The sequence below is a fragment of the Serratia sp. AXJ-M genome (assembly GCF_046531865.1).
GTDB classification, from domain to species: Bacteria; Pseudomonadota; Gammaproteobacteria; order Enterobacterales; family Enterobacteriaceae; genus Serratia; species Serratia liquefaciens.
In genome coordinates this window covers 4,104,633-4,126,779 of the sequence record NZ_CP059394.1, presented here as the reverse complement: position 1 = coordinate 4,126,779, position 22,147 = coordinate 4,104,633, and the positions used below count along the sequence as shown (strand labels likewise).

At 55.7% G+C, this 22,147-nt stretch carries 22 protein-coding genes; 6 read left to right on the top strand and 16 right to left on the bottom strand.

Annotation, left to right across the window (positions count from 1 at the left end):
- Positions 1-5: 5 nt before the first annotated feature.
- The 4 genes from mprA to H0S68_RS19360 form a co-directional block, all read right to left on the bottom strand.
- Positions 6-527, bottom strand: coding sequence for a transcriptional repressor MprA (mprA, locus tag H0S68_RS19375; protein WP_020828318.1), 522 nt, complete (start codon positions 525-527; stop codon positions 6-8).
- A 159-nt stretch (positions 528-686) separates the two neighbouring features.
- Positions 687-1,040, bottom strand: a complete 354-nt coding sequence (gene ygaH, locus H0S68_RS19370) for an L-valine transporter subunit YgaH (RefSeq protein ID WP_116691876.1) — start codon at positions 1,038-1,040, stop codon at positions 687-689.
- Positions 1,030-1,776: an AzlC family ABC transporter permease gene (locus H0S68_RS19365; protein WP_116691877.1), complete on the bottom strand. Its 747-nt coding sequence runs from the start codon at positions 1,774-1,776 to the stop codon at positions 1,030-1,032. Before H0S68_RS19365 ends, ygaH begins: the two co-directional genes overlap by 11 nt.
- 124 nt (positions 1,777-1,900) lie before the next feature.
- Positions 1,901-3,100, bottom strand: coding sequence for an MFS transporter (locus H0S68_RS19360; RefSeq protein ID WP_410528969.1), 1,200 nt, complete (start codon positions 3,098-3,100; stop codon positions 1,901-1,903).
- A 101-nt stretch (positions 3,101-3,201) separates the two neighbouring features.
- Between H0S68_RS19360 and H0S68_RS19355 the strand changes: the two genes are divergently transcribed.
- Positions 3,202-4,080, top strand: a complete 879-nt coding sequence (locus tag H0S68_RS19355; protein WP_020828314.1) for a LysR family transcriptional regulator — start codon at positions 3,202-3,204, stop codon at positions 4,078-4,080.
- Between the two features lie 29 nt (positions 4,081-4,109).
- On the opposite strand, the gene proX (H0S68_RS19350) is transcribed toward H0S68_RS19355, so the two are convergent.
- The 6 genes from proX (H0S68_RS19350) to H0S68_RS19325 form a co-directional block, all read right to left on the bottom strand.
- Complete coding sequence (gene proX, locus H0S68_RS19350; RefSeq protein WP_020828313.1) at positions 4,110-5,111, bottom strand: glycine betaine/L-proline ABC transporter substrate-binding protein ProX; 1,002 nt, start codon at positions 5,109-5,111, stop codon at positions 4,110-4,112.
- A 50-nt stretch (positions 5,112-5,161) separates the two neighbouring features.
- Positions 5,162-6,157, bottom strand: coding sequence for a glycine betaine/L-proline ABC transporter substrate-binding protein ProX (proX, locus tag H0S68_RS19345; RefSeq protein ID WP_129983350.1), 996 nt, complete (start codon positions 6,155-6,157; stop codon positions 5,162-5,164).
- A 63-nt stretch (positions 6,158-6,220) separates the two neighbouring features.
- Entirely contained in the window at positions 6,221-7,339 is a 1,119-nt protein-coding gene (proW, locus tag H0S68_RS19340; protein WP_122080064.1) for a glycine betaine/L-proline ABC transporter permease ProW, read from the bottom strand.
- Positions 7,332-8,534, bottom strand: coding sequence for a glycine betaine/L-proline ABC transporter ATP-binding protein ProV (gene proV / locus H0S68_RS19335; RefSeq protein WP_020828310.1), 1,203 nt, complete (start codon positions 8,532-8,534; stop codon positions 7,332-7,334). Before proV ends, proW begins: the two co-directional genes overlap by 8 nt.
- A 406-nt stretch (positions 8,535-8,940) precedes the next feature.
- Positions 8,941-9,627 (bottom strand): response regulator, encoded by a 687-nt coding sequence (locus H0S68_RS19330; RefSeq protein WP_041415640.1) that lies wholly within the window; start codon positions 9,625-9,627, stop codon positions 8,941-8,943.
- An 11-nt stretch (positions 9,628-9,638) separates the two neighbouring features.
- Positions 9,639-11,237, bottom strand: a complete 1,599-nt coding sequence (locus tag H0S68_RS19325) for a sensor histidine kinase (protein WP_020828308.1) — start codon at positions 11,235-11,237, stop codon at positions 9,639-9,641.
- Between the two features lie 326 nt (positions 11,238-11,563).
- Between H0S68_RS19325 and H0S68_RS19320 the strand changes: the two genes are divergently transcribed.
- Positions 11,564-12,919 carry a 2-hydroxycarboxylate transporter family protein gene (locus H0S68_RS19320; protein ID WP_020828307.1) on the top strand — a complete coding sequence of 452 codons (1,356 nt, stop codon included), beginning with the start codon at positions 11,564-11,566 and terminating at the stop codon, positions 12,917-12,919.
- Between the two features lie 134 nt (positions 12,920-13,053).
- Entirely contained in the window at positions 13,054-13,998 is a 945-nt protein-coding gene (locus H0S68_RS19315; protein ID WP_046372793.1) for an MBL fold metallo-hydrolase, read from the top strand.
- 5 nt (positions 13,999-14,003) lie between these two features.
- On the opposite strand, the gene H0S68_RS19310 is transcribed toward H0S68_RS19315, so the two are convergent.
- Positions 14,004-14,897, bottom strand: a complete 894-nt coding sequence (locus H0S68_RS19310) for a LysR family transcriptional regulator (protein ID WP_129941736.1) — start codon at positions 14,895-14,897, stop codon at positions 14,004-14,006.
- A gap of 123 nt (positions 14,898-15,020) precedes the next feature.
- Here H0S68_RS19310 and H0S68_RS19305 point away from each other — a divergent pair, with 123 nt between their 5' ends.
- Entirely contained in the window at positions 15,021-15,761 is a 741-nt protein-coding gene (locus tag H0S68_RS19305; protein WP_142814531.1) for an SDR family oxidoreductase, read from the top strand.
- A 73-nt stretch (positions 15,762-15,834) separates the two neighbouring features.
- On the top strand, positions 15,835-16,047 hold the full coding sequence (locus H0S68_RS19300) for a DUF1289 domain-containing protein (protein ID WP_020828303.1): 213 nt from the start codon (positions 15,835-15,837) through the stop codon (positions 16,045-16,047).
- A 76-nt stretch (positions 16,048-16,123) separates the two neighbouring features.
- Here H0S68_RS19300 and nrdF read toward each other — a convergent pair whose 3' ends face one another.
- The 5 genes from nrdF to H0S68_RS19275 form a co-directional block, all read right to left on the bottom strand.
- Positions 16,124-17,095 (bottom strand): class 1b ribonucleoside-diphosphate reductase subunit beta, encoded by a 972-nt coding sequence (gene nrdF / locus H0S68_RS19295; RefSeq protein WP_020828302.1) that lies wholly within the window; start codon positions 17,093-17,095, stop codon positions 16,124-16,126.
- An 8-nt stretch (positions 17,096-17,103) separates the two neighbouring features.
- Complete coding sequence (nrdE, locus tag H0S68_RS19290; RefSeq protein WP_128865633.1) at positions 17,104-19,248, bottom strand: class 1b ribonucleoside-diphosphate reductase subunit alpha; 2,145 nt, start codon at positions 19,246-19,248, stop codon at positions 17,104-17,106.
- Positions 19,230-19,634, bottom strand: coding sequence for a class Ib ribonucleoside-diphosphate reductase assembly flavoprotein NrdI (gene nrdI, locus H0S68_RS19285; protein WP_020828300.1), 405 nt, complete (start codon positions 19,632-19,634; stop codon positions 19,230-19,232). Before nrdI ends, nrdE begins: the two co-directional genes overlap by 19 nt.
- Positions 19,635-19,642: 8 nt before the next feature.
- Positions 19,643-19,879: a glutaredoxin-like protein NrdH gene (nrdH, locus tag H0S68_RS19280; RefSeq protein ID WP_020828299.1), complete on the bottom strand. Its 237-nt coding sequence runs from the start codon at positions 19,877-19,879 to the stop codon at positions 19,643-19,645.
- A 281-nt stretch (positions 19,880-20,160) separates the two neighbouring features.
- Positions 20,161-20,592: a carboxymuconolactone decarboxylase family protein gene (locus H0S68_RS19275; protein ID WP_020828298.1), complete on the bottom strand. Its 432-nt coding sequence runs from the start codon at positions 20,590-20,592 to the stop codon at positions 20,161-20,163.
- 96 nt (positions 20,593-20,688) lie between these two features.
- On the opposite strand from H0S68_RS19275, the gene H0S68_RS19270 reads away from it, so the two are divergent.
- Complete coding sequence (locus H0S68_RS19270) at positions 20,689-22,122, top strand: PLP-dependent aminotransferase family protein (protein ID WP_409325749.1); 1,434 nt, start codon at positions 20,689-20,691, stop codon at positions 22,120-22,122.
- The last annotated feature ends 25 nt before the right edge of the window (positions 22,123-22,147 follow it).

The window sequence follows — 22,147 nt, the reverse complement described above, 5'->3', positions numbered from 1 at the left end:
AGAAATTATTGGGATAACTGTTCTGTAACTTCCATCTGGTCCAGGCGCGTCAACAGCTTACGCGTCAGCTTTTCAAGCTGTTGCTGTTCATCATCGTTCAGCGTGGACCACAGGAAATGCAGACACTTGTGCTGCGGTGGCAGCAATTGATTGAGAAACTCTTCTCCCTGCGGCGTCATGTGCAGGTGCAGGCAGCGACGATCGTTGTCGCTTTCACGGCGTTCAATCCAACCGCGTTTCTCAAGTTCGTCGGCAATGCGCGTGGCATTGGTCCGTGACGAGCCCAGGGCAGAGCTTAGCTCAGAAGGCTGAATGCTGTGGCTTTCCTGCGCATCCAGGGTAATCAGCGCCATAAACAATGTTTCGTTAATCCCTTGTGCTTTCAGCATTTTATTGCGGTTTTCCAGCAGCTTGCTTTGCATGTGCATGCACAGGCGGGTCAGCAGGATTTCCTGATAAGGGAAATCTTTCTGACGCTTGGCGCGGAAATTAAGCATTTGTTCAATGGGAGCAAACGAGCTTTCCATAATTTTGGGCCTCATTAGTTTCGTCCGAGATAGTAACGATAGTGATTAATAATGTAAATGTTCAGCAGGGTGATTAATTTAGCAATTCGTGTCATTTGTCAGCGGATTGTCAATAAACCCACTTTAAGCAAAAGGGTTAATGCGACGTGCTGCCTAAGATTAAAGGTTACCCTGACTGAAAATCATAAATAACTTTAATGTAATGCCAAAGGATGCCGCGCCAATCAGCGTCGACAAAATGATGCTTTTGGTTCGGTAAAAACACAGGCCCAGCGCGGCGAAACCGGCCAATGTCGGCCATAGCTTGTCCGGTTCACGCATCACTACCGGGGTGCTGGAAACCACCAGCAACGCGCAGATTGAGGCGATGCCGATGCTGTCGAGCAACAGTGCGGTTTTACCGCGTTTGATTCCCGGTTGTGCCCGCGCAGGCGCCAAACGCAAGGGTAAGTAGCGGAACAGATAATTAGCACAGCCGACCACCAGGCCGATCACCAGCACATCAGTGTTCATCAATGGACTCCGTTGCCGAGGGTTGGAACAGGGCTGCGATACAACCGGCGCTGATGCCGGCCAAAATGGCCACTGGGATAGAGAACAGCACTACGCCAAGCAGCGCGCCGGCCAGCGCGGCGGCGATGGTCAGGCTTTGCGGGCGTTTGAATGCCGCCAGCAGGAAGCTGAGGAACAGCGCCGGCAACATAAAGGATAATGAGGCTTCAATCACCGGGAACTGCTCTAGTGGCCCATTGCCGAACACGGCACCCAGCGCGGTGCCTGCGACCCAAGACAGCCAGGAGCAAAGCGAGATGCCGATCATCCAGTTCTCGCTCCAACTGCGGTTATTGCGCATCAATTTAGCGGTGGCGGCGGCGAACACTTCATCAGTCAGGCCAAAGGCCCAGAGCGCAGTTTTGCCGCCCGACATGCGCGAGACGATGCGATGGCGCAAAGCAGGACCATACAACAGGTGCCGTATATCCATTGCCATCACGGTCAGCGCGGAAACCCACAGTGACATACCGGCGCTTAGCAAGGCGGTGATCACGAACTGGCTGGCGCCCGCATAGATGATGCAGGAGAAGAAAATGCTCTCTAGCGGGGAGAACCCCAGCTTAACGGCGCTAAGGCCAAACGCAAAAGCCACCGGCACATAGCCGATAACGATCGGTAAACTGTCGACAATGCCGTGGGTGAAGGTGGAACTGACGGCTGGGGGATTGATACTTTCTGCAGCTTGGCTTTGCATAATGTATTTGAATCGCAGGGTATATAGGGAACCAATAGTTTATCCCCAGAACATTACCAGAGAGTAAGTAATGTTTATACCCTGCGCCGCTAATAAATTTCCGCTATGACTATTCGCGTGCTAATCAGATGGCCGCCGGTCCCTGGGGATCATGGCGCTTGCCCAACCACCAGGTGAGCAGGTTAAACAGGCACAAAATGCTCCCTGCTGCAGCGACCCCTGTCCACCCCGCGTGCTGATAGGCTGAGGCAGACAGCAGCGAACCCAGAGCGCCGCCGATAAAATAGCTGGTCATGTAGCCGGCCGTCAGGCGATTGCGCGCTTCCGGCATAATGCGATAAATCACGCTCTGGTTGGTAACGTGCACGGCCTGCACGGCCAGATCGAGGATCAGAATACCGACGATCAGGGCCCACAGCGATTGTTTAGCGAAAGCGATAGGTATCCACGACAGCAGCAGCAGTACCAGGCCTACCGTAGTGGTTAATCCCGCCTTGCCCTGATCCGCCAAATGCCCGGCACGGGAGGCGGCCAACGCTCCGGCGGCCCCCACCAGTCCGAACAGGCCGATGACCCCTTCGGAATAACCAAAAGGCGGGGCCGCCAACAGGAAGGCCATTGAGGTCCAGAGCACGCTGAAGTTGGCAAAGGACAGCGCACCGAGCACTGCACGGGTTCGCAGCAGCGGTGAACCGCAAAACAGGGTGAAAATAGACTTCAGCAACTGAGGGTAATTCAGTCCGGAGTGCTGTTTGTAACGTGGCAGCGCGCGCCACAAGATCAACGCCATCAGGATCATCAGCACGCTGGCCACCCAGTAAATGGTGCGCCAACCGCCGATTGAAGCCAGTGCACCCGCTACGGTACGTGCCAAGAGAATGCCGAGCAGCAGGCCGCTCATAATGATGCCAACGGTTTTCCCGCGTTTTTCCGGGTGTGCCAACGTAGCGGCCAACGGCACCAAAATTTGCGCCACTACCGAGAACAACCCGGTGAGGGCCGTCCCCAGGATCATCATCGGCAGCGTGGTGGAGCTGGCGGTGATCAGCATGCCTCCGGCGGCCAGCAGCGTCATAAACACGATCAGCCCACGACGTTCAAACATATCGCCGAGCGGCACCAGCAGCAGCAGGCCTACGGCGTAGCCCATTTGGGCGGCGGTGACGATAAAACCGGCCTGATTGACCGATAGCCCAAAGTTTTGGGCGATGGTTTCCAGCAGTGGCTGCGCGTAGTAGTTACTGGCGACAGCCAAACCGGTGGCGATGGCGATCAGCACAATCAGTGCCGAGCTGAGACCTGGAGGTGAATTTTGTTGGCTCATTGGTTTCAATCACAAGAAAAAGTGGTGCAAGTATCGGGCAGGACAGCGGGTTAAACCAATGTATAATTTTCATCTGATTAATCTCATTTAGAGATAAATGAATGAACCTGAAACAGATTCGTTTTGCGCTGGCGGTTGCCGAAGAGCAGAGTTTTACCCGGGCGGCGCAGCGCTGTCATACGGTGCAATCGGCGCTCAGCCACCAGATCGCCAAATTGGAAGAGGAGCTGGGCTGTGCATTGTTTGAGCGTACTTCGCGCCGGGTCAGGTTGACCACCGCCGGGCAGGCATTTATTCAACCGGCGCAGCGGCTGCTGGCGGCAAAACAGATGCTGGTGGAGGAGGTTGTCGCCGCCAGCGGCACGGTTTCCGGTACCCTGACCATCGGCACAATTTCCACCATAAACGCGATTGATCTGACCGAAAAATTGGGTAACTTTCACCGCCATTATCCCGCAGTGAATATCCGGCTGTACGTGGGCATGAGTGAAGAGCTGTTGGAAGACGTTCGGCAGCAAAAGACCGATGTGGCGTTTGTCGGCCTCTGGCCAGGGGATATCGATATGCTGCCGGTGTCCCACCGGCAACTGACCGACGAGCCACTGGTGGCGTTGGTGTCACCACAACACCCGTTAGCCAGTCGGGAACGCGTGAATTTGCAAACCTTGTCGGAAGTGCCGCTGGTGGACTTTTACAGCGGGACCGGTGCCCGGCGCCAGACTGACCGCGCGTTTCAGGCTGCAGGCATCAAGCGTCACGTCAGTTTTGAGATTGACCATATCGAATGGCTGGAGAATTTGGTACGCCGTGGGTTGGCGACGGGCATTGTGCCGATTTCGACGGCGCAGCGCTTGAGCACGCTGGTGTCGATTCCGATAGAAGATGGTCCACGGCGTCAGGTGTACTGTGTTTGGCCGCAGCCGCTGCCACGGACCGCCGAGCGTTTTTTACAGTTTAGCGGGATTGAAATCAGCGAATAGGGCGCGACAGGCTGCCGCGCCCAGGGTAATTATTTCTTCGCGGCTTCCGCGGCGGTTTTCACCCAGCCGTCGAAGGTGGCCTGATGCGCCTTGATCCAGCCATTTACATGGTTTTGGATATCGGCTTCGGAGGCCTGGCCTTCATGCATCCGCAGGTTCTGCGCATTCACGTCGGCAATCGGCAGCTTCATGATGGCAAACAGCTTGGCGGCCGCCGGGTTGGCTTCGGCCCACTGCTTGTTGGCGGCGATGCGCATGGTGTTGACCGGGAAACCATAGTTGGCGCCGTTAGGCAGCTTGGTATCGAGGTTTTTCTGCTCGCCCGGCATGGCGGAGAACGGCACCTGCAACCAAACAACGTCGCGGCCCGGCACCAGCACGTCACTCACCCAGTACGGCGTCCAGGTGTAGTACAGCACCGGCTTACCTTCTTTGTAGCGAGTAATGGTATCGGCAATCATCGCCGCGTAGTTGCCCTGATTGTGCTCGACGGTTTTCTCCAGGCCGTAGGCTTTGATGTGATGGTTAATGGCCGCCTCGCAGCCCCAGCCTGGCGTACAGCCGGTCAGGTCGGCCTTGCCGTCGCCATTGGTATCGAACAGCTTGGCAATATTGGGATCTTTCAACTGTTCAACGTTGGTGATGTGGTATTTATCGGCGGTTTTCTTGTCGATCAGATACCCCTGAGCCGCCCCGTTGACGTAAACCCCTTCACGGTAAAACTTGGCGTCGCCGCCTGCGGCCTTGTATTGATCGGCATGCAGCGGATCCCAGTTTACCGCCAGGAAGGTCGCGTCGCCGGAGGCGATGGAGGTGTAGGCGACGTTGTAGTCCACTTCGCGGGTGTCTTTAACGTCATAGCCCAGCTTTTCCAGCGCCTTGCTGACCAGCAGCGTCTGGAAGGTCTCTTCTGAAATGGTGCTTTGCACCGGCTGAACGGTGACGCCTTTACCGGGCAAATCGGCGGCGGAAACCGCCTGTGAGCTAATCAGTGTGGTAAGGGCAACCGCCCAGATTCCTGTAGTGCGCATAGTGAAATACCTTTTTATGTTATGAAGCCGGGATTTCCGGCACCCTGGGATTATTTCGCTGCTGCCGCAGCCGTAGTGATCCAGCCGTCAAAAGTGGCCTGATGCGCTTTGATCCAGCCGTCTACGTGACGTTGTATGTCGGCGGCGCTGTTCTCGCCTTTGTGCATGCGCAGGTTCTGCGCGTTCACGTCCGCCAACGGCAGTTTCATGATGGCGAACAGTTTGGCGGCGGCCGGGTTAGCCTCGGCCCATTGCTTGTTGGCGACGATATGTTCGTTGTTGACGGAAAAACCGTAATTTTTGCCGTTCGGCAAGGCGGTATCGTTATCTTTCAACGAACCTGGGCTGGCGGAGAACGGCACGGTTAACCAAACCACATCACGACCCGGTGCCAGCTCATCGCTCACCCAGTACGGCGTCCAGGTGAAATACAGCACCGGTTTACCCTGTTTGTAGCGAGTCAGGGTGTCGGCGATGATGGCGGAGTAATTGCCCTGGTTTTGAGTCACTGTGTTGCTCAGACCATAGGCTTTGATATGGGTGTTAATGACGTTGCCGCACACCCAGCCAGGTTCGCAGCCGGCCAGATCGGCCTTGCCGTCGCCGTCGGCATCGAACAACTTCGCCAGCTTGGGATCTTTTAACTGGGAGATATCGCTGATGTGGTATTGATCGGCGGTTTTCTTGTCGATCAAATAACCCTGGGCCGCATTGGTGATATAGGCTCCCTGACGATAGAATTTCTTGTCGCCGCCGGCGCTTTGGTACATGTCGGTTTGCAGCGGATCCCAGTTCACCGCCATGTAGGTGGCGTCGCCGGAAGCGATAGAGGTGTAGGCGATATTGTATTCCACCTCGTCGGTAGGCTGGACGTCATAGCCCAGCTTGACCAGGGCGCGGTTGACCAATTCGGTCTGGAAGCTTTCTTCGGCGAGGGTGCTTTGCAACGGTTTTACCGTGACGCCTTTGCCGGGTAATTCGACGGCGAACGCCTGTGTGCTTAGCAATGAAGTCAGGGCCAGAGCCCAAATTCCTGTCGAGCGCATAGTGGTTCCTTCGTTTTTATAAATGCTGTCGGTGCCCCCGACGTTTGGCCGGGGGCAGGGCGATTAAGGCTTTTTGATGAAGGGCCGGGTGACTAACCCGATCGGGCCGTGAGCATACCAACGGCCGATGCCTTTGCTGCGGCGATCGCGCCCCAGCGATTGGGTGAGGCGGTCGAGAATAATCGCCAGGATCACGATACCGACCCCGCCAACGGCGGCCAGCCCCATATCCAGACGACCGATACCGCGCAATACCATCTGGCCCAGGCCGCCAACGGCGATCATCGAGGCGATAACCACCATCGACAGCGCCAACATCAGCGTTTGGTTTACGCCGGCCATAATGGTCGGCATTGCCAGTGGCAGTTGCACTTTAAACAGCAGTTGGCGCGGGCTGGCACCAAAGGATTCGGCGGCTTCGATCAGATCCTCAGGCACTTGGTTAATGCCCAGAATGGTCAGTCGCACGATCGGCGGCAGCGCAAAGATAATGGTCACCACCACCCCCGGCACGTTACCGATACCGAACAGCATGACGATCGGCACCAGATAGACGAAGGCCGGCGTGGTCTGCATGGCGTCGAGCAGTGGCCGGATCACCTTGCCGGCATGTTTGCTGCGCGCCAGCCAAATGCCGAGCGGCAGACCGATGACGATACAGAAGAACAGGGCGGTCAGGACCAGCGCCAGGGTCACCATGGCTTGCGACCAGGCGCCAATCGCACCAATGGCAATCAGCGAGACCAGCGTCGCAGCACCCATACCAAGGCTGGAGAGCTGCCAGGCAATCAGCGAGAACAGCAGAATGGCGATCGGGGCAGGCATGCCGAGCAGCAGCTGCTGAAAGCCGCTGAGAATAAAATCGACCGGTACGCGAATGCCCTGAAACAGCGGGCGAAAGTGCAGCACCAGCCAGTCGATGCCGTGGGTCACCCAGGAGTCAAACGGCACCCAGGTTTTGTGGAACGGATCCAGCAGGCTGAAATGTTCCTGTTGGACCGGTGCGCTGTTAAGCCAGTCGGCACCCTGAGCGGCCTGATTGGCGGCGTCATGGGTTTCTGGTGGCGGTGTGCTGGACCAGGCATCGCCGGCGGGCGCTGTCGATGTTGCGGCGTCAGTCGCCGGTGCGGCGCTGGGGTCGGCAGGCGCAGTCGCCCATGGATCCTGTGTAGTGTCACTCATTCGCTGGGCCCTCTTTATCTAAGGCCTGCAACAGCATGGCCTTGGAAATAATTCCGATATAGTTATTTTCTTCGCAGACCACGGGGACCGCACAGGGCGCCAGGGCAACCAATGAAATCAGTTCGCTCAGCGGCATGTCGGCCGGGACCGGGGCTGGGGCTTCCAGCAGGGCGTCATCCAACGTCTGGTTGGCCGCCAGCGCCTGCTTGAGTGAATCTACCGACACCACGCCGATAAATTTCTTCCCGCGTTCAATAACATAACCATAATCGCGGTCTTCATCGCGCAGCAGCTGTAGTGCTGAACGCGGACCAAAACCGGGGGTTTTGCGAATAAGGGCGACAGGACGACGCTGGGCGATATCCTTGGCGCTGAAAACGTGGCTGATATCGACGCCACGGAAGAAGGTGCGGACATAATCGTTGGCCGGATTATTTAATATTTCCTCCGGCGTACCGACCTGAATAACCTCTCCGCCTTGCATAATGGCAATACGATCGCCAATACGCATTGCCTCATCCAAATCATGGGAAATAAAGACGATGGTGCGCTGATGCTGGGCCTGTAATTTGACCAGCTCATCTTGCATCTCGGTACGGATTAATGGATCCAGCGCCGAGAAGGCTTCATCCATCAATAATATGTCCGGATTATTCGCCATGGCACGGGCTAATCCCACGCGCTGACGCATCCCGCCGGAAAGTTCATCGGGATAAGAATAGGCATAATTCTCCAGCCCGACCTGACGTAATGCCTCCAGGGCTTTTTCCTGGCGCTCCTGCGGTGGAATGCCGGCCAATTCCATACCGAACGCGGTGTTATTCAATACATTCATATGCGGCATTAAAGCGAATGATTGAAACACCATGCTGATCTTATTACGGCGTACGGCGCGCAGTGCGCTGTCGGATATTTTAGATATATCCTCGCCATCAATCAGCACCTGACCGCGGGTGGGTTCTATCAGACGATTGAGAAGGCGTACCAGGGTAGATTTTCCAGAACCGGAAAGCCCCATGATGACAAATATCTCGCCTTCTTCAATGGCCAGAGAGGCGTCTTTTACGCCCAGTGATAATCCGGTTTTTTCAAGCAATTGGTCTTTTGTCAGGCCTTTTTCAATCAGTTTGAAAGCGCGATCCGGATGTTCGCCAAATATCTTATACAGGTTCTTTACTTCGAGTTTAATTGCCATGCAATTTGCTGTTTCCTCTGATGAATTATCAAACGATAAAAATTTCCCAATAGAAAATAATAGTCCCCTATACCCTAACACAGTGAATATCTGAGACAACCCTCAATGTCCGATGAATGGGATATTGACGATTTACATCAAGTTTTCGATTAGTTATGGTAATGAGGTGAGTGCTCAATTATCAGTGACTGATATTTCCGATAAACGGTTGGTTTTAAGTAAGAATAATCCGCTCGGATTATTGCTGTTATTTGCCTGCCAAAGCCTGTTTTCGGACAATAAAAAACCCGACCAGAGGCCGGGTAAAAGTCATCAGTATTTCATCAATTTTCAACGACAGGTGCCGATATCGAGGGGATATCGCCGAAGTTATATTACCCCTTAAATATGACAGCCAGATGGCAGCTTATGCCTTGCGATACAGACGCCGCGGATGACCAATATTGCCGTACATCATTTCAACGCGCACAAACTGGGTGGCGACGCAGTATTCCAGATAACGTCGGGCCGTGGTTTTGCTGATCCCGACCTGTTCGACCACGTCTTCTACCGCATGCGCCGCTTCCGGTTGCTTGATAAACAGCGCCTGCACCAGCTCCAGCGTGTTGGTTTCTATGCCTTTGGCGCTGGGTTCGCTGGAGAACTGCTTGGATTGCAGGTTATACAGCGCGTCGACGTTGCTTTGGTCGATTACCTTGAAGGTGCGCTGGGTTTGCACAAACTGCATAAAGCGCTCCAGTGAATTGCGCAGCCGCTTGTAGGAGACCGGTTTAATGATGTAATCGAAGGCGCCATTGCGGATCGCCTGGCTGCAGGTATTCATGTCGCTGGCGGCGGTAATAAAAATCACTGAACAACCGGGGTTTTTCACCGCCGCTTCTTCCATCAGTTCAATGCCCTGGCCGTCGGGCAAAAAATTGTCCAGCAGGATCAGCCGTGGCTGGTGGGCATTGACTTTGACTCTGGCCTCGGCCAGCGTGGCGGCATAAGCCACCACCCGCAGAGCAAAGTTCTGCTCAATAAATTCCGCGTGCAGCGTCGCCAGCTGTGGCTCATCTTCCACGATCAAAACGTCCAGTGCTTCTGGTTGCATCATTCGGGTGCTCAAGATTGTTTAGGGATAAACAAAGAAAAAATAGCGCCGTGCGGATCGTTGTCCGACACTTCTATGCTGCCGTGCGCCTGCGCCACGTGGCTGGCAACCAGGTGCAGGCCGATGCCGTGGTCACCCTTGTCATCTTTGGTGGTGACGCCCTGTTCGAACAGCGTATCGCGCACCTCAGGGGCAATACCGGTGCCGCGATCGGCCACTTCAATCACCAGTTCATTGCTGCTGTCGCTGATATAAAGTTCTACCGCCTCATAGGGCGCGCCGTAATGCAGCGTAGCGTCTACCGCATTATCCAGCAAATTGCCGATGATCGACATCAATTCGGTTTCATTCAATGCCGCCGGGATCTGCCGCAGCTGGCAGGCCGGGTCGAAGCGAAGCTCCACGCCTTTTTCCTTCGCGCTGGAGTATTTGCCCAGCAGCAGGCCGCATAATGCCGCCGAACTGAAACGCTGTGAGATAAAGTCGAGGATCTCCTGCGCACCTTCCGATTGCGCCTCCACATAGCGGATGGCCTCGTCGTAGCGTTGCATATGCAGCAGGCCGGCGAGGGTGGCGGTCCAGTTCAGCTGTTCGTGGCGCATGATGCGCAGATTGTCAGCATAGCGCTTCACCTGGCTAAGCTGGCTGCTCAGGGTGTTGATGTCGTTTTTGTCGCGGAAGCTGATCACCCAGCCCTGCAGCTCTTCTTCCTGCATGATGCGTACCCGGCTGGCGATAACCCGGACATGGTTGAAGCGACAGACCTCGTCATGGGTGTCATGCCCTAGCTGTGAGGCGCCGAAGAAATCCGGCTGGGATTGGATCACCTCACCGATTTCTCTGCCCATCAGGGCGGCGGCGGGCTGACGCAAATCCAGCAGTTCGCGGGCCGCGTGGTTAATGGTGATGATCCGCAACTGAGGATCGACGGCAATCACCCCTTCATAGATAGCTTCCAGCAACGCTTTCTGTTGGCGTACCAACAGGGCAATTTCTTTCGGTTCCAGCCAGAACATTTGGCGTTTTAAATTCTTCGATAACAGCCACGAAAATACGAACAGCGCGATTAATAAAAGCACTATCGACCCAAGAATTTGCGTCAGAGTTCTGGAATTCAAATTGTCGATATGTGATTTGAGATAACCCACCGAAACAATGCCGATGACGTTATTATTTTCGTCCAAAATGGGCGCTTTACTGCGCAATGAAATGCCGATGCCACCTTTGCGAATGGAAATAATGCTTTTGCCTTCGAGAACCTCTTTATTATCGCCGCCGACCATCGGCGTGCCGATACGGTTGGCATATTCAGAGTGATAAAGATGCCGGGTTTGCTTATCGCCGATAACGATATAGCTGGCATCGCTGCTGGCGCGAATTTTCTTCATTAGCGCTGCAATTTTAACCGGGTCTTTTTTTTCCACTGCGGTGATCAGGGAAGGGATCAGGGCAATCTCTCGCGCCTGCACCTGCGCTCGTGCACCGAGGTCGCGGTGCAGTTGCGCATCGAGCTGGTAGTAGGTGTAAGCACCAATAAACGTCAACAGCAGGCAGGAGAAGGCAACCAGGCACAGGAATAGCTTGATTTGAAATGAGAGTTTTATACGCATGACCGGGGTTCGCCCTGATAAATCCTGAAGGCTTACCCTATCATGAGTGGCCGTTAATGTAATATTGCGCCGGATCAACTTGTGATCGCAGCCACGGGATTATTCTTGTCTGGGTGGTTAATGCAGCAGCTGCAATAAAACTGATAATTCTTAAAGTAAAAATAACGTTAACACCATTAAAACCACGGCAAATTTTACATAATCCTAATTAACACCATAGAAACCATAACCACCATTAAAAACCCTTTTTAACTTTGAACAAAATCACAGCAGATAATCCGTGCGTTTCTCTATGATGGCTGAACAAACTAATAAGAGGCCAGATTATGAGCACAACAGATGATTCTTTCCTCGCCGCCAAAGACAAAACCGCTGAAATACCGCTGCGGGAAAAATGGTGGCATATACTGGACAATTACAAAGTAGGAATTATTCCGTTGCCGTTCTTTGTTCTGGCCGGCGTACTTATTTTATTGGATTGCCTGGAAGGGAAATTACCGAGCGATATCGTGGTCATGGTTGCCACATTGGCGTTCTTTGGTTTTGCCTGCGGCGAGTTTGGCAAACGCCTGCCGCTGATCGGCAAAATGGGGGCAGCGGCGATCTGCGCCACCTTTATTCCTTCTGCGTTGGTGCATTACGGCTTGCTGCCGGACGTGGTGGTGGAATCGACCACCAAATTCTATAAATCGACCAATATTCTGTATCTCTACATCTGCTGCATTATCGTTGGCAGCATTATGAGCATGAACCGTCAGGTGCTGATCCAGGGCTTTCTGCGCATTTTCGCGCCGATGCTGTGCGGTGAGATTGTCGGCATGCTGGTAGGAATGGCGGTGGGCATGGCGTTGGGGCTGGAGCCGTTCCAAATCTTCTTCTTCCTGATTTTGCCGATCATGGCCGGTGGCGTCGGTGAAGGCGCGATCCCGTTGTCGATGGGGTACGCGGCCATTCTGCATATGGAGCAGGGGGTAGCCTTGGGGCGCATTCTGCCTATCGTCATGCTCGGCAGCCTGACCGCCATTGTTCTGGCCGGCTTGCTTAACCAACTGGGTAAACGTTACCCGCACCTGACCGGCGAAGGCAGCCTGATGCCGAGCAAGCAGGGCGAAAGCGAGATGAGCGCGGTGGAAAAAATCAGCGGTAAGGTGGATGTCAGCACCATCGCCTGCGGTGCGCTGCTGGCCATCCTGCTGTACATGGTAGGGATGTTGCTGCACCGCATGATTGGCCTGCCGGCACCGGTTGGCATGCTGTTCGCCGCGGTGGCGGTGAAGCTGGCACATGGCGTGTCCCCACGCATTCAGGAAGGTTCGCAGGTGGTCTATAAATTCTTCCGTACTGCGGTCACCTACCCGATTCTGTTCGCCGTCGGCGTAGCGATCACTCCGTGGCAGGAACTGGTTAACGCCTTCACCTTCCAAAATCTGGTGGTGATCGTCAGCACCGTGTCTGCACTGGTGGCGACCGGCTTCTTCGTCGGCAAGAAAATTGGCATGCACCCGATCGATGTGGCGATTGTCTCCTGCTGCCAGAGTGGGCAGGGTGGCACTGGCGATGTTGCCATCCTCACCGCCGGCAACCGTATGTCGCTGATGCCTTTTGCGCAGATAGCTACCCGTATCGGCGGCGCGATCAATGTCTCGCTCTCTTTGCTGGTACTGGCCAAATTCTTCGTATAACTCAAAAAAATCCTTAGTGTTTCTTTGCCTTTCCCCGCCCCCGCGGGGATTTTTTTATTCATTTTTTGCCTCCGGCAGGCGTCATTTCCGCTTTGGGTTAATACTTAGCGCTCAAATGACAACAAGGAGTCACCATGTTCTGGAAACGTTACCTGCTGGGGGCGGCGCTGGCCGTTATGTCGCTGCAAACCCTGGCCGCCGCACCGCAGGTGAAAACCCCCGCGCCGGGTTTTTATCGCATCATGCTGGGCAGCTATGAAGTCACTGCCTTGTCTGATGGCGTGCTCCGCTTGCCGGTTGACAGACTGCTGCTGAACAGTTCGCCAAAGCAGATAGAGACCGCTCTGGCTGAGCACCATCAGGGCCTGCCGGTCGTCACCTCTGTTAATGCCTACCTGATCAATACCGGCAGCAAGCTGATCCTGGTTGATACCGGTGCGGGTTCGCTGCTGGGGGACGGGTTGGGCAAACTGGTCGTAAACCTCAAGGCTGCCGGTTATCAGCCACAGCAGGTGGATGAAATTTACCTGACGCATATGCACCCGGATCATCTCGGCGGTTTAACGCAAAACGGTAAAGCTGCTTTTCCAAATGCAGTGGTGCGTGCCGGGCAGCAGGATGCGGATTTTTGGCTTAGCGAGAGTCGGTTGAAACAGGCGCCGCCGAAGGAGAAAGCCTCGTTCGAGAATGTTATCGCCGCGCTCAAGCCTTATCAGGCCGCCGGACATTTTAAAACGTTCAGTAATGATGGTGAGCTGTCGCCGGGGATCAGTGCGTTTGCCGCCCATGGTCATACGCCAGGCCACAGCATCTATCTGGTGGAAAGCCAGGGTAAAAAATTGTTGCTGCTGGGGGATTTGATCCACGTGGCGGCGGTGCAGTTCGCCCATCCGCGTGTCGCGATAAGTTTTGATAAAGATGCCAAAGCGGCAGTCGCCCAGCGGCTGCGGGTGTTTAGTGATAGCGCTCAGCGCAGTGTGCTGGTGGGCGGACCGCATCTGTCATTCCCCGGGCTGGGTTACCTGAATAAACAGGGGGAAGGTTATGACTGGGTGCCGCTGGAATATGGCGCCATGTAAGGCATTTATCGGTTACGGGCGGCGAACACTTTGCTGAACCAGTCGATGAAGACCCGAACCCGCGGTGAAAGTTGGCGGTTGCGCGGGTAGAGCAAGGAGACCGGCATCGGAGTGGAGGGGAATTGCGGCAGCAGGGGCAGCAAGCTGCCATTGTCCAGGCTGTCGCGCAGGTGATAACGCGGCACCTGAATGATCCCCAGCCCCATGCGCGCCGCAGCAACCAGGCTTTCCGCCGCGCTGACCGACACCGTGCAAGGCAATGTCACCTGCCGCGTCTGGCCAGCCACCGTAAATTCCAGCGGCATCAGGGTGCCGCTGGCCGAGGAACGGAAGCCCACCATGCGGTGGCCTTCAAGTTCGCTGATGGAATGCGGCGTGCCAAAACGTTGCAGGTAGTCCGGGGCGGCGCAGGTAACCTCTTCAAGCTCGCCTAACCGACGCGCCACCATATCGCTGTCTTTCAGTTTGCCGACCCGCACCACGCAGTCGATACCTTCCCGCACCGGATCTACCAGCCGATCGCCCTCGCTCATAAAAAGTTCGATATCCGGATATTGCGTCAAAAAGTCGGGAAGTTCCGGCAGCAAAAAGTGCCGTGCCAACGTGCCGTGCACGTCGATGCGCAGCAGCCCACGCGGTTTGGCACCGGCAAACGCCATCTCGGCATCTTCGATATCCGCCAGAATAGTCAGGCAGCGTTGATAGTAAGCTTCGCCATCCAGGGTTGGACTGACGTGACGGGTGGTGCGTTGCAACAACCGCACCTGCAGCCGAGCTTCCAGTTGCTTGATGGCATCGGTCACCGTCGATCGCGGCAGGTTCAGATCCTGTGCGGCCTGGGTAAAGCTGCGTTGTTCCACCACGCGGGTAAACAAGCGCATGGCATCGATTCTGTCCATGGTTATTGTTCGCTAAATTCGGATAGTGATAACGAAGAGTAGGGGATTATTCGCCAAGGCGAAAGGTGCATGATGTTGTCACGCCGGTAAGTCGCCGGCGCATAGCCGACGAGGATAGAGAGCATGAACACCAAGACTCAGCAAGTTGCTATTGTCACCGGCGCATCGCGCGGTATAGGCGCGGCCATTGCCGAACGCCTGGCTGCCGACGGTTTTACCGTGATCGTCAACTATTCAGGCAATCAGGCATTGGCCGATGAGCTGGTGCGCAAAATTGAACAAAGCGGGGGGCGGGCGCTGAGCGCCAGGGCGGACGTCAGCGACGCCGCTGCCGTTGCCCAGCTGTTTGACCGTGCCGAGCAGGCTTTCGGCGGCGTGGATATCCTGGTGAATAACGCCGGGGTGATTGCGCTGGCTCCGGTCGCAGAAATGAGCGATGCCGATGTCGATCGGCTGATCGACATTAACCTGAAGGGGACCTTCAACACGCTGCGAGAGGCGGCGAAACGCCTGTGCGACAACGGGCGCATCATCAACTTTTCGTCCAGCGTGGTCGGGCTGCTGCAGCCGAGCTACGGCATGTATGCCGCCAGCAAGGCCGCCGTCGAAGCGCTGACCAGCGTGCTGGCGAAAGAGCTGCGGGGGCGCAATATTACCGTCAACGCTATCGCGCCGGGCCCGACCGCCACCGGGCTGTTCCTGGACGGTAAAACGCCGGAGCTGATCGACCGGCTGGCGAAAATGGCCCCATTGGAGCGTCTGGGTCAGCCGCAGGATATCGCCGCGGCGGTGTCATTCCTGGCCGGTGCTGACGGTGCCTGGATCAACGGTCAAACCCTGCGGGCCAACGGCGGCATTATCTGATTTTACCGGGGCGGTTTCTCTCGCGGCAGGATCGGGTATCCTGTCGCGAGAAATCCACCGGAGGAAGCGCCTTATGGTAGGCCGCAGCAGAAGAAGAAAAACCGGCAGTCAGATTGACGATGGCGTGCGTTCACCCTGCAATAATGTTTGCCAGATCGACACCGAAAACGCGTGGTGCCGGGGCTGTTGGCGCACGCTGGAGGAAATCGCCGCCTGGTCGAGTGCTGATGACGAGGAAAAACGGGCCATTTGGCAGCGCATCCGACAGCGTACCGGAAATATCTAAACTGTAGGGGCGCGGTAGCCTGCGCCCGTTCAGCGGTTATGGTTTAGAGCGAAGTGATTCGCCCCGGCGATTTCACTCAGAAATCCCAGTCGTCATCTTCAGTGTTGACCGCTTTACCAATCACGTAAGACGAGCCTGAGCCGGAGAAGAAGTCGTGGTTCTCGTCGGCGTTAGGCGACAGTGCCGACAGAATGGCCGGATTGACCTGCGCCATCGACGGCGGGAACAACGCTTCGTACCCCAGATTCATCAACGCCTTGTTGGCGTTATAGTGCAGGAAGGTTTTCACGTCCTCAGTCCAGCCTACACCGTCGTACAGCTCTTCGGTGTAACGCACCTCGTTATCGTACAAATCCTGCATCAGATCGAAGGCGAAATTTTTCACCTGTTGGCGGCGCGCCGCGTCGACCTTCTCCAATCCTTTTTGGAATTTATAACCGATGTAATAACCGTGCACCGCCTCATCGCGGATGATCAGACGGATCAAATCGGCGGTGTTGGTCAACTTGGCGCGGCTCGACCAGTACATCGGCAGATAAAAGCCCGAATAGAACAGGAACGACTCCAGGAATACGCTGGCGACCTTCTTCATCAGCGGATCGTCGCTGCGGTAGTGGGCCAGAATGATGCTGGCTTTTTTCTGCAGCGCGCGGTTTTCCTCGCTCCAGCGGTAGGCATCGTCGACGTCCGGCGTCTGGCACAGCGTAGAGAAAATTGAGCTGTACGAACGAGCATGCACCGCTTCCATAAAGCTGATGTTGGAGTACACCGCCTCCTCATGCGGCGTAATCGCATCTTCGATCAGCGCCGGCGCGCCCACGGTATTTTGAATGGTGTCCAGCAGCGTCAGGCCGGTGAACACCCGAATGGTCAACTGCTGTTCCTTTGGCGTCAACGTTGCCCACGACGGAATGTCGTTCGACAGCGGCACCTTCTCCGGCAGCCAGAAGTTGGAGGTCAGGCGGTTCCACACCTCCAGATCCTTGTCGTCTTCGATGATGTTCCAGTTGATCGCGCGCACCAACTGCGCCGGTTTAGGGGTATTCATAGATTGCCTCACAGTGCACAGGACACGCAGCCCTGCACCTCGGTGCCTTCCAACGCCATCTGGCGCAGGCGGATGTAATAGATGGTTTTGATGCCTTTACGCCAGGCATAAATCTGCGCGCGGTTGATGTCGCGGGTGCTGGCGGTATCGCGGAAAAACAGCGTCAACGACAGCCCCTGATCGACGTGCTGAGTGGCGGCGGCATAGGTATCGATAATTTTTTCCGGCCCTATGTCGTAGGCATCCTGGTAGTACTCCAGGTTGTCGTTGGTCATATAGGGCGCCGGGTAATAGACGCGACCAATTTTTCCCTCTTTGCGGATCTCGATGCGTGACACGATCGGATGGATGCTGGAGGTCGAGTTATTGATGTAGGAGATGGAACCGGTGGGCGGTACCGCCTGCAGGTTCTGGTTGTACAAGCCGTGCATCATCACCGACTGGCGCAGCGCCAGCCACTCTTCGCGGCCAGGGATGGCGATATTGGCGTCGGCGAACAGCGCGCGAACCCGTTCGGTTTGCGGCTGCCATTCCCGTTCGGTGTATTTGCTGAAGTATTCACCTGAAGCATAGGTCGACTCTTCGAAGCCGCCGAATGCGCTACCGCGCTCGATGGCCAACCGGTTAGAGGCGCGAATGGCGTGGTAAGCGACGGTATAGAAATAGATGTTGGTGAAATCAATCCCTTCTTCTGAGCCGTAGAAGATGCGTTCGCGAGCCAGGTAGCCGTGCAGGTTCATCTGGCCGAGGCCAATGGCATGCGAACTACGGTTGCCTTCGGCAATCGACGGCACCGAGCGAATGTCGCTCATGTCCGCCACCGCCGTCAGCGCACGGATCGCGGTGTCGACCGCTTTGCCAAAGTCGGGGGCATCCATGGTTTTGGCGATGTTGAGCGAACCGAGGTTGCAGGAAATATCCTTGCCTACCTGGTCGTAGCTCAAGTCATCGTGATAGGTGCTGGCGCGGTTGACCTGCAAAATCTCGGAGCACAGGTTGCTCATGTTGATGCACCCGGCGATCGGATTTTCACGATTGACCGTATCTTCAAACATCATGTACGGATAACCGGATTCAAACTGGATCTCCGCCAGTACCTGGAAGAATTCACGCGCATTGATGCGTGATTTGCGGATGCGCTTGTCATCCACCATTTCGCGGTACTTTTCGCTGACGCTGATTTCCGAGAACGGCACGCCGTACACCTGCTCGACGTCATAGGGCGAGAACAGGTACATCTCTTCGTTATTCTTCGCCAGTTCGAAAGTGATATCCGGGATCACCACCCCCAGCGACAGCGTCTTGATGCGGATTTTCTCGTCGGCATTTTCACGCTTGGTGTCGAGGAAACGCAGAATATCCGGGTGATGAGCGTTGAGATAGACCGCCCCGGCGCCCTGACGCGCGCCCAGTTGGTTGGCATAAGAGAAGGCGTCCTCAAGCATCTTCATGATAGGGATCACCCCTGAAGACTGGTTCTCTATGCGTTTGATCGGGGCACCGACCTCGCGAATATTGGTCAGTAAGAACGCCACGCCGCCGCCGCGTTTTGACAGTTGCAGCGCAGAGTTCACCGCCCGACCGATGGACTCCATATTGTCTTCGATGCGTAACAGAAAACAGGACACCAGTTCGCCGCGCTGCTGCTTACCGCAGTTGAGGAAAGTGGGCGTCGCCGGCTGGAAGCGGCCCGAGATCATCTCCTCCACCAAATCTTGCGCCAACGCGGTATCACCTGCCGCCAGCGTTAAGGCGACCATGCACACCCGGTCTTCGTAGCGTTCCAGGTAGCGCTTACCGTCGAAGGTTTTCAGCGTGTAGCTGGTGTAATACTTAAAGGCGCCGAGGAAGGTCTCGAAGCGGAATTTTTTCGCATAGGCCTGTTGGAACAGCTGTTTGATAAAAGCGAACTCATACTGCGCCAACACGCTCTGTTCATAATAACCTTCCTCCACCAGATAGCGCAGCTTCTCCTCCAGGTTATGGAAGAACACGGTGTTTTGGTTCACGTGCTGCAGGAAGTAGTGCCGCGCTGCTAACCGATCCTTGTCGAACTGGATACGGCCTTCGGCATCATAAAGATTGAGCATCGCGTTGAGCGAATGGTAATCCAGCGCGCTTGCGGCGGGCCGGGTCAGTTCTGTCGTTGCCAAAATGCGGTTACTCCCTGTCGAACGTTTGCAACGTCTTGTGTGGTGCCGAGCAGCTCAAAGCGGTAAAGAAAAGGCACCTGACATTTTTTGGCGATGATGTCGCCGGCAATGCCGTACGCTGCGCCGAAATTGGTATTCCCGGCGGCGATAACGCCGCGCAGGAAAGCGCGATTTTGTGGATCGTTGAGAAAGCGGATCACCTGGATCGGCACGGCTCCTACGGCGCTGCCGCCGCCATAGCTGGGCACGATCAAAATATAGGGTTTATCCATCAGCAGTTTGCTGCGGGCGCCGGCGATAGGGATACGTATCGCCGGCAATCCCAGTTTTTCAACGAACCTGTGGGTGTTCTCCGAACTGCTGGAGAAATAGACCAGCGGGTTCATGGGCAACCTCAGGACGCCAGGGCGTGGGCCAGCGCGCCGATTTTGTCCGGCCGGAAGCCAGACCAGTGATCTTCACCGGCGATAATCACCGGAACTTGCTGATAGCCAAGGGATTTAACATGGTTCAGCGCCTGCTGATCCTGGGTGAGGTCGATCACCTGATAACCAATCCCTTGTTTATCGAATGCGCGATAGGTGGCGTTGCACTGGACACAGTCCGGTTTACTGTAAATAATAATGCTCATGATTCGCATTTACCTTTTAGGCTGAAGGAAAGGCGGACAGGTCAGATAACGGAGCATTGAACGGCGTTTCTGACGGCGTTACCAACCGCTACATGTTCCCTGCGGTTGATGAGTTAAATACTATATGTGGATATTTAATTTATCAACCACGCTATATATGGTGTTTTGGCAGGATTCACGTCGAGGCCGCATCAGGGCTGGAAAAGCAGAGGGAAAAATTTTTTTTGGTGGTTGTTGGCGGGAACCCCCTCTCGGGCGAGAGGGGGGAAAGTGCGGTTTCGTCATTGACGCATGCTGATGGCCAGGCGGTTAAAGGCGTTCATGATGCTGATGGCGAAGGTTAAATCGGCAATTTCCGCTTCGCTAAAGTGCGTCTGCAGCGCTTCAAACGCGCTGTCCGGTGCGCCAGTTGCGGCGATCAGGGTCACGGAGTCTGCCCACTCAAGCGCCGCGCGCTCGCGGTCGCTGAACGCATGACTCACGCGCCAGCCCGCAAGTTGGTCCAGCTTGGCGTTGTCAACGCCACTTTCTCTCAGTGCTTTACCATGCATATCCAGGCAGTAGGCACAACCGTTAATCTGCGATACGCGCATAAACATCAGCTCAATTGTCGCCTTGTCCAGCGCGCCTTTCTCCAGTGCCATCAGGGCGGTCACCATGCCTTTATAAGGGGCAGGAGAGAGTTCGGAATATTTCAAACGTTGCTTAATCATGGTCAACCTCAGTTAGCGAACAGCAGAATAATGAGGCTACTTTAATGGCGATATGGACTATGCTATAGAGCCATAAAATGATTATTTAACCAGGCCATGATGCGTCAGTTTCTCTCCTCTTTGCGGCTGGATGCTCAGCTCGCAGATCCTTTGTACCGGCAGATTTATCTGCGAATTAAAGACGCCATTGCGCAAGGAAGCCTGCAGGCGGGCAGTCGGCTGCCTTCGGTACGTGGGCTGGCGAGCGATCTGGGCGTGGCGCGGGCCACGGTGGAAAGCGCTTACGGCCAACTTATCGCCGAAGGTTTTCTGCAAAGCCGGGGACAGGCTGGCACTTATGTTTCGTCGCAGCTGCAGAATCTGCCGGTACGCGCAGCATTGACGACGGAAGTGTTGCCGGCGGTGGCGGCGAATCCATTGCATCCGAGTGGGGCAACGCAGCCTTTTCAATTGGGGCTGCCGGCGCTGGATGCTTTCCCGCGCGCACTATGGCAGCGGATTGTCGGTCGCCAATTGCGTACTGCTCCTTTGGCGGCCATGGCTCATCCGTCAACTCAAGGGTTGCCAGAGCTGCGCGCGGCGATCGTGAATTATTTGCAGCTTTCGCGTGGTATCAATTGTCGACCGGAACAGGTTTTTATTTGTGCCGGCTATCAGGCATTGCTGGATTTGGTGATCGGCACTTTACTCAAGACCGGTGACGAGGTGTGGCTGGAAGACCCTGGCTACCCGGTGACCCTACCGCTATTTCGCGCCGCCGGCATGCAGCCGGTGGCCGTGCCGGTTGATGAGCAGGGGATGAATATCGCCGTCGGTGTTGCCGCTGCACCTCGAGCACGCATGGCGGTGCTGACGCCGACCCACCAGAGTCCCCTGGGCGTCTCGCTTAGCCTGGCGCGGCGTATGGCCTTACTGGAGTGGGCACAGCAGCAGGGGGCATGGATCCTTGAAGACGATTACGACAGCGAGGTTCGTTATCATGGTCGGCCGCTGCCGCCGTTGAAAAGTCTCGATCGTCAGGGCAGGGTGCTGTACGCCGGGACTTTCAGTAAAACCTTGTTTCCGGCACTGCGTATGGCTTATTTGGTCGTGCCGCTTGAACAGGTGGACGCTTTTGGACGCAGCAGCCGGTTACGCGGTTGCGGCTGCCCGCCGCTGATGCAGGCTAGCGTGGCTGATTTTATCCATCAGGGGCATTTCTATCGCCATCTGAAACGTATGCGGCCTCTCTATCGCCAGCGCCGTGAATGGCTGGCGCAGGCGCTTGCACGACAGCTGGGGGAGTATTTGACGGTATCGTCGCAGGCCGGGGGCATTCAATTACTGGCACGATTGACGGCAAAAGGCTTGGATCGGAGGATCGCGCAAGAGGCCTGGCAACGCGGGTTGTCGATACAGGCACTTTCGGATTGGCACATAGCCAGTGCGGCGGGAGATGGCCTGCTGATGGGGTTTGCCAACTTTACCCAGCAGAGCGAGGCTGAGCGGGCAGTGGCCAGGCTAGCCGAGTTGTTTGACGCCACAAATTAAACGGCCCGCGGTTTCCCACGGGCCA

What these genes read in the sequence shown, in the direction of transcription:
- mprA (WP_020828318.1), bottom strand. Translation starts at nt 527, where the DNA reads ATGGAAAGCTCGTTTGCTCCCATTGAACAAATGCTTAATTTCCGCGCC.
- ygaH (WP_116691876.1), bottom strand. Translation starts at nt 1,040, where the DNA reads ATGAACACTGATGTGCTGGTGATCGGCCTGGTGGTCGGCTGTGCTAAT.
- H0S68_RS19365 (WP_116691877.1), bottom strand. Translation starts at nt 1,776, where the DNA reads ATGCAAAGCCAAGCTGCAGAAAGTATCAATCCCCCAGCCGTCAGTTCC.
- H0S68_RS19360 (WP_410528969.1), bottom strand. Translation starts at nt 3,100, where the DNA reads ATGAGCCAACAAAATTCACCTCCAGGTCTCAGCTCGGCACTGATTGTG.
- H0S68_RS19355 (WP_020828314.1), top strand. Translation starts at nt 3,202, where the DNA reads ATGAACCTGAAACAGATTCGTTTTGCGCTGGCGGTTGCCGAAGAGCAG.
- proX (WP_020828313.1), bottom strand. Translation starts at nt 5,111, where the DNA reads ATGCGCACTACAGGAATCTGGGCGGTTGCCCTTACCACACTGATTAGC.
- proX (WP_129983350.1), bottom strand. Translation starts at nt 6,157, where the DNA reads ATGCGCTCGACAGGAATTTGGGCTCTGGCCCTGACTTCATTGCTAAGC.
- proW (WP_122080064.1), bottom strand. Translation starts at nt 7,339, where the DNA reads ATGAGTGACACTACACAGGATCCATGGGCGACTGCGCCTGCCGACCCC.
- proV (WP_020828310.1), bottom strand. Translation starts at nt 8,534, where the DNA reads ATGGCAATTAAACTCGAAGTAAAGAACCTGTATAAGATATTTGGCGAA.
- H0S68_RS19330 (WP_041415640.1), bottom strand. Translation starts at nt 9,627, where the DNA reads ATGCAACCAGAAGCACTGGACGTTTTGATCGTGGAAGATGAGCCACAG.
- H0S68_RS19325 (WP_020828308.1), bottom strand. Translation starts at nt 11,237, where the DNA reads ATGCGTATAAAACTCTCATTTCAAATCAAGCTATTCCTGTGCCTGGTT.
- H0S68_RS19320 (WP_020828307.1), top strand. Translation starts at nt 11,564, where the DNA reads ATGAGCACAACAGATGATTCTTTCCTCGCCGCCAAAGACAAAACCGCT.
- H0S68_RS19315 (WP_046372793.1), top strand. Translation starts at nt 13,054, where the DNA reads ATGTTCTGGAAACGTTACCTGCTGGGGGCGGCGCTGGCCGTTATGTCG.
- H0S68_RS19310 (WP_129941736.1), bottom strand. Translation starts at nt 14,897, where the DNA reads ATGGACAGAATCGATGCCATGCGCTTGTTTACCCGCGTGGTGGAACAA.
- H0S68_RS19305 (WP_142814531.1), top strand. Translation starts at nt 15,021, where the DNA reads ATGAACACCAAGACTCAGCAAGTTGCTATTGTCACCGGCGCATCGCGC.
- H0S68_RS19300 (WP_020828303.1), top strand. Translation starts at nt 15,835, where the DNA reads ATGGTAGGCCGCAGCAGAAGAAGAAAAACCGGCAGTCAGATTGACGAT.
- nrdF (WP_020828302.1), bottom strand. Translation starts at nt 17,095, where the DNA reads ATGAATACCCCTAAACCGGCGCAGTTGGTGCGCGCGATCAACTGGAAC.
- nrdI (WP_020828300.1), bottom strand. Translation starts at nt 19,634, where the DNA reads ATGAACCCGCTGGTCTATTTCTCCAGCAGTTCGGAGAACACCCACAGG.
- nrdH (WP_020828299.1), bottom strand. Translation starts at nt 19,879, where the DNA reads ATGAGCATTATTATTTACAGTAAACCGGACTGTGTCCAGTGCAACGCC.
- H0S68_RS19275 (WP_020828298.1), bottom strand. Translation starts at nt 20,592, where the DNA reads ATGATTAAGCAACGTTTGAAATATTCCGAACTCTCTCCTGCCCCTTAT.
- H0S68_RS19270 (WP_409325749.1), top strand. Translation starts at nt 20,689, where the DNA reads ATGATGCGTCAGTTTCTCTCCTCTTTGCGGCTGGATGCTCAGCTCGCA.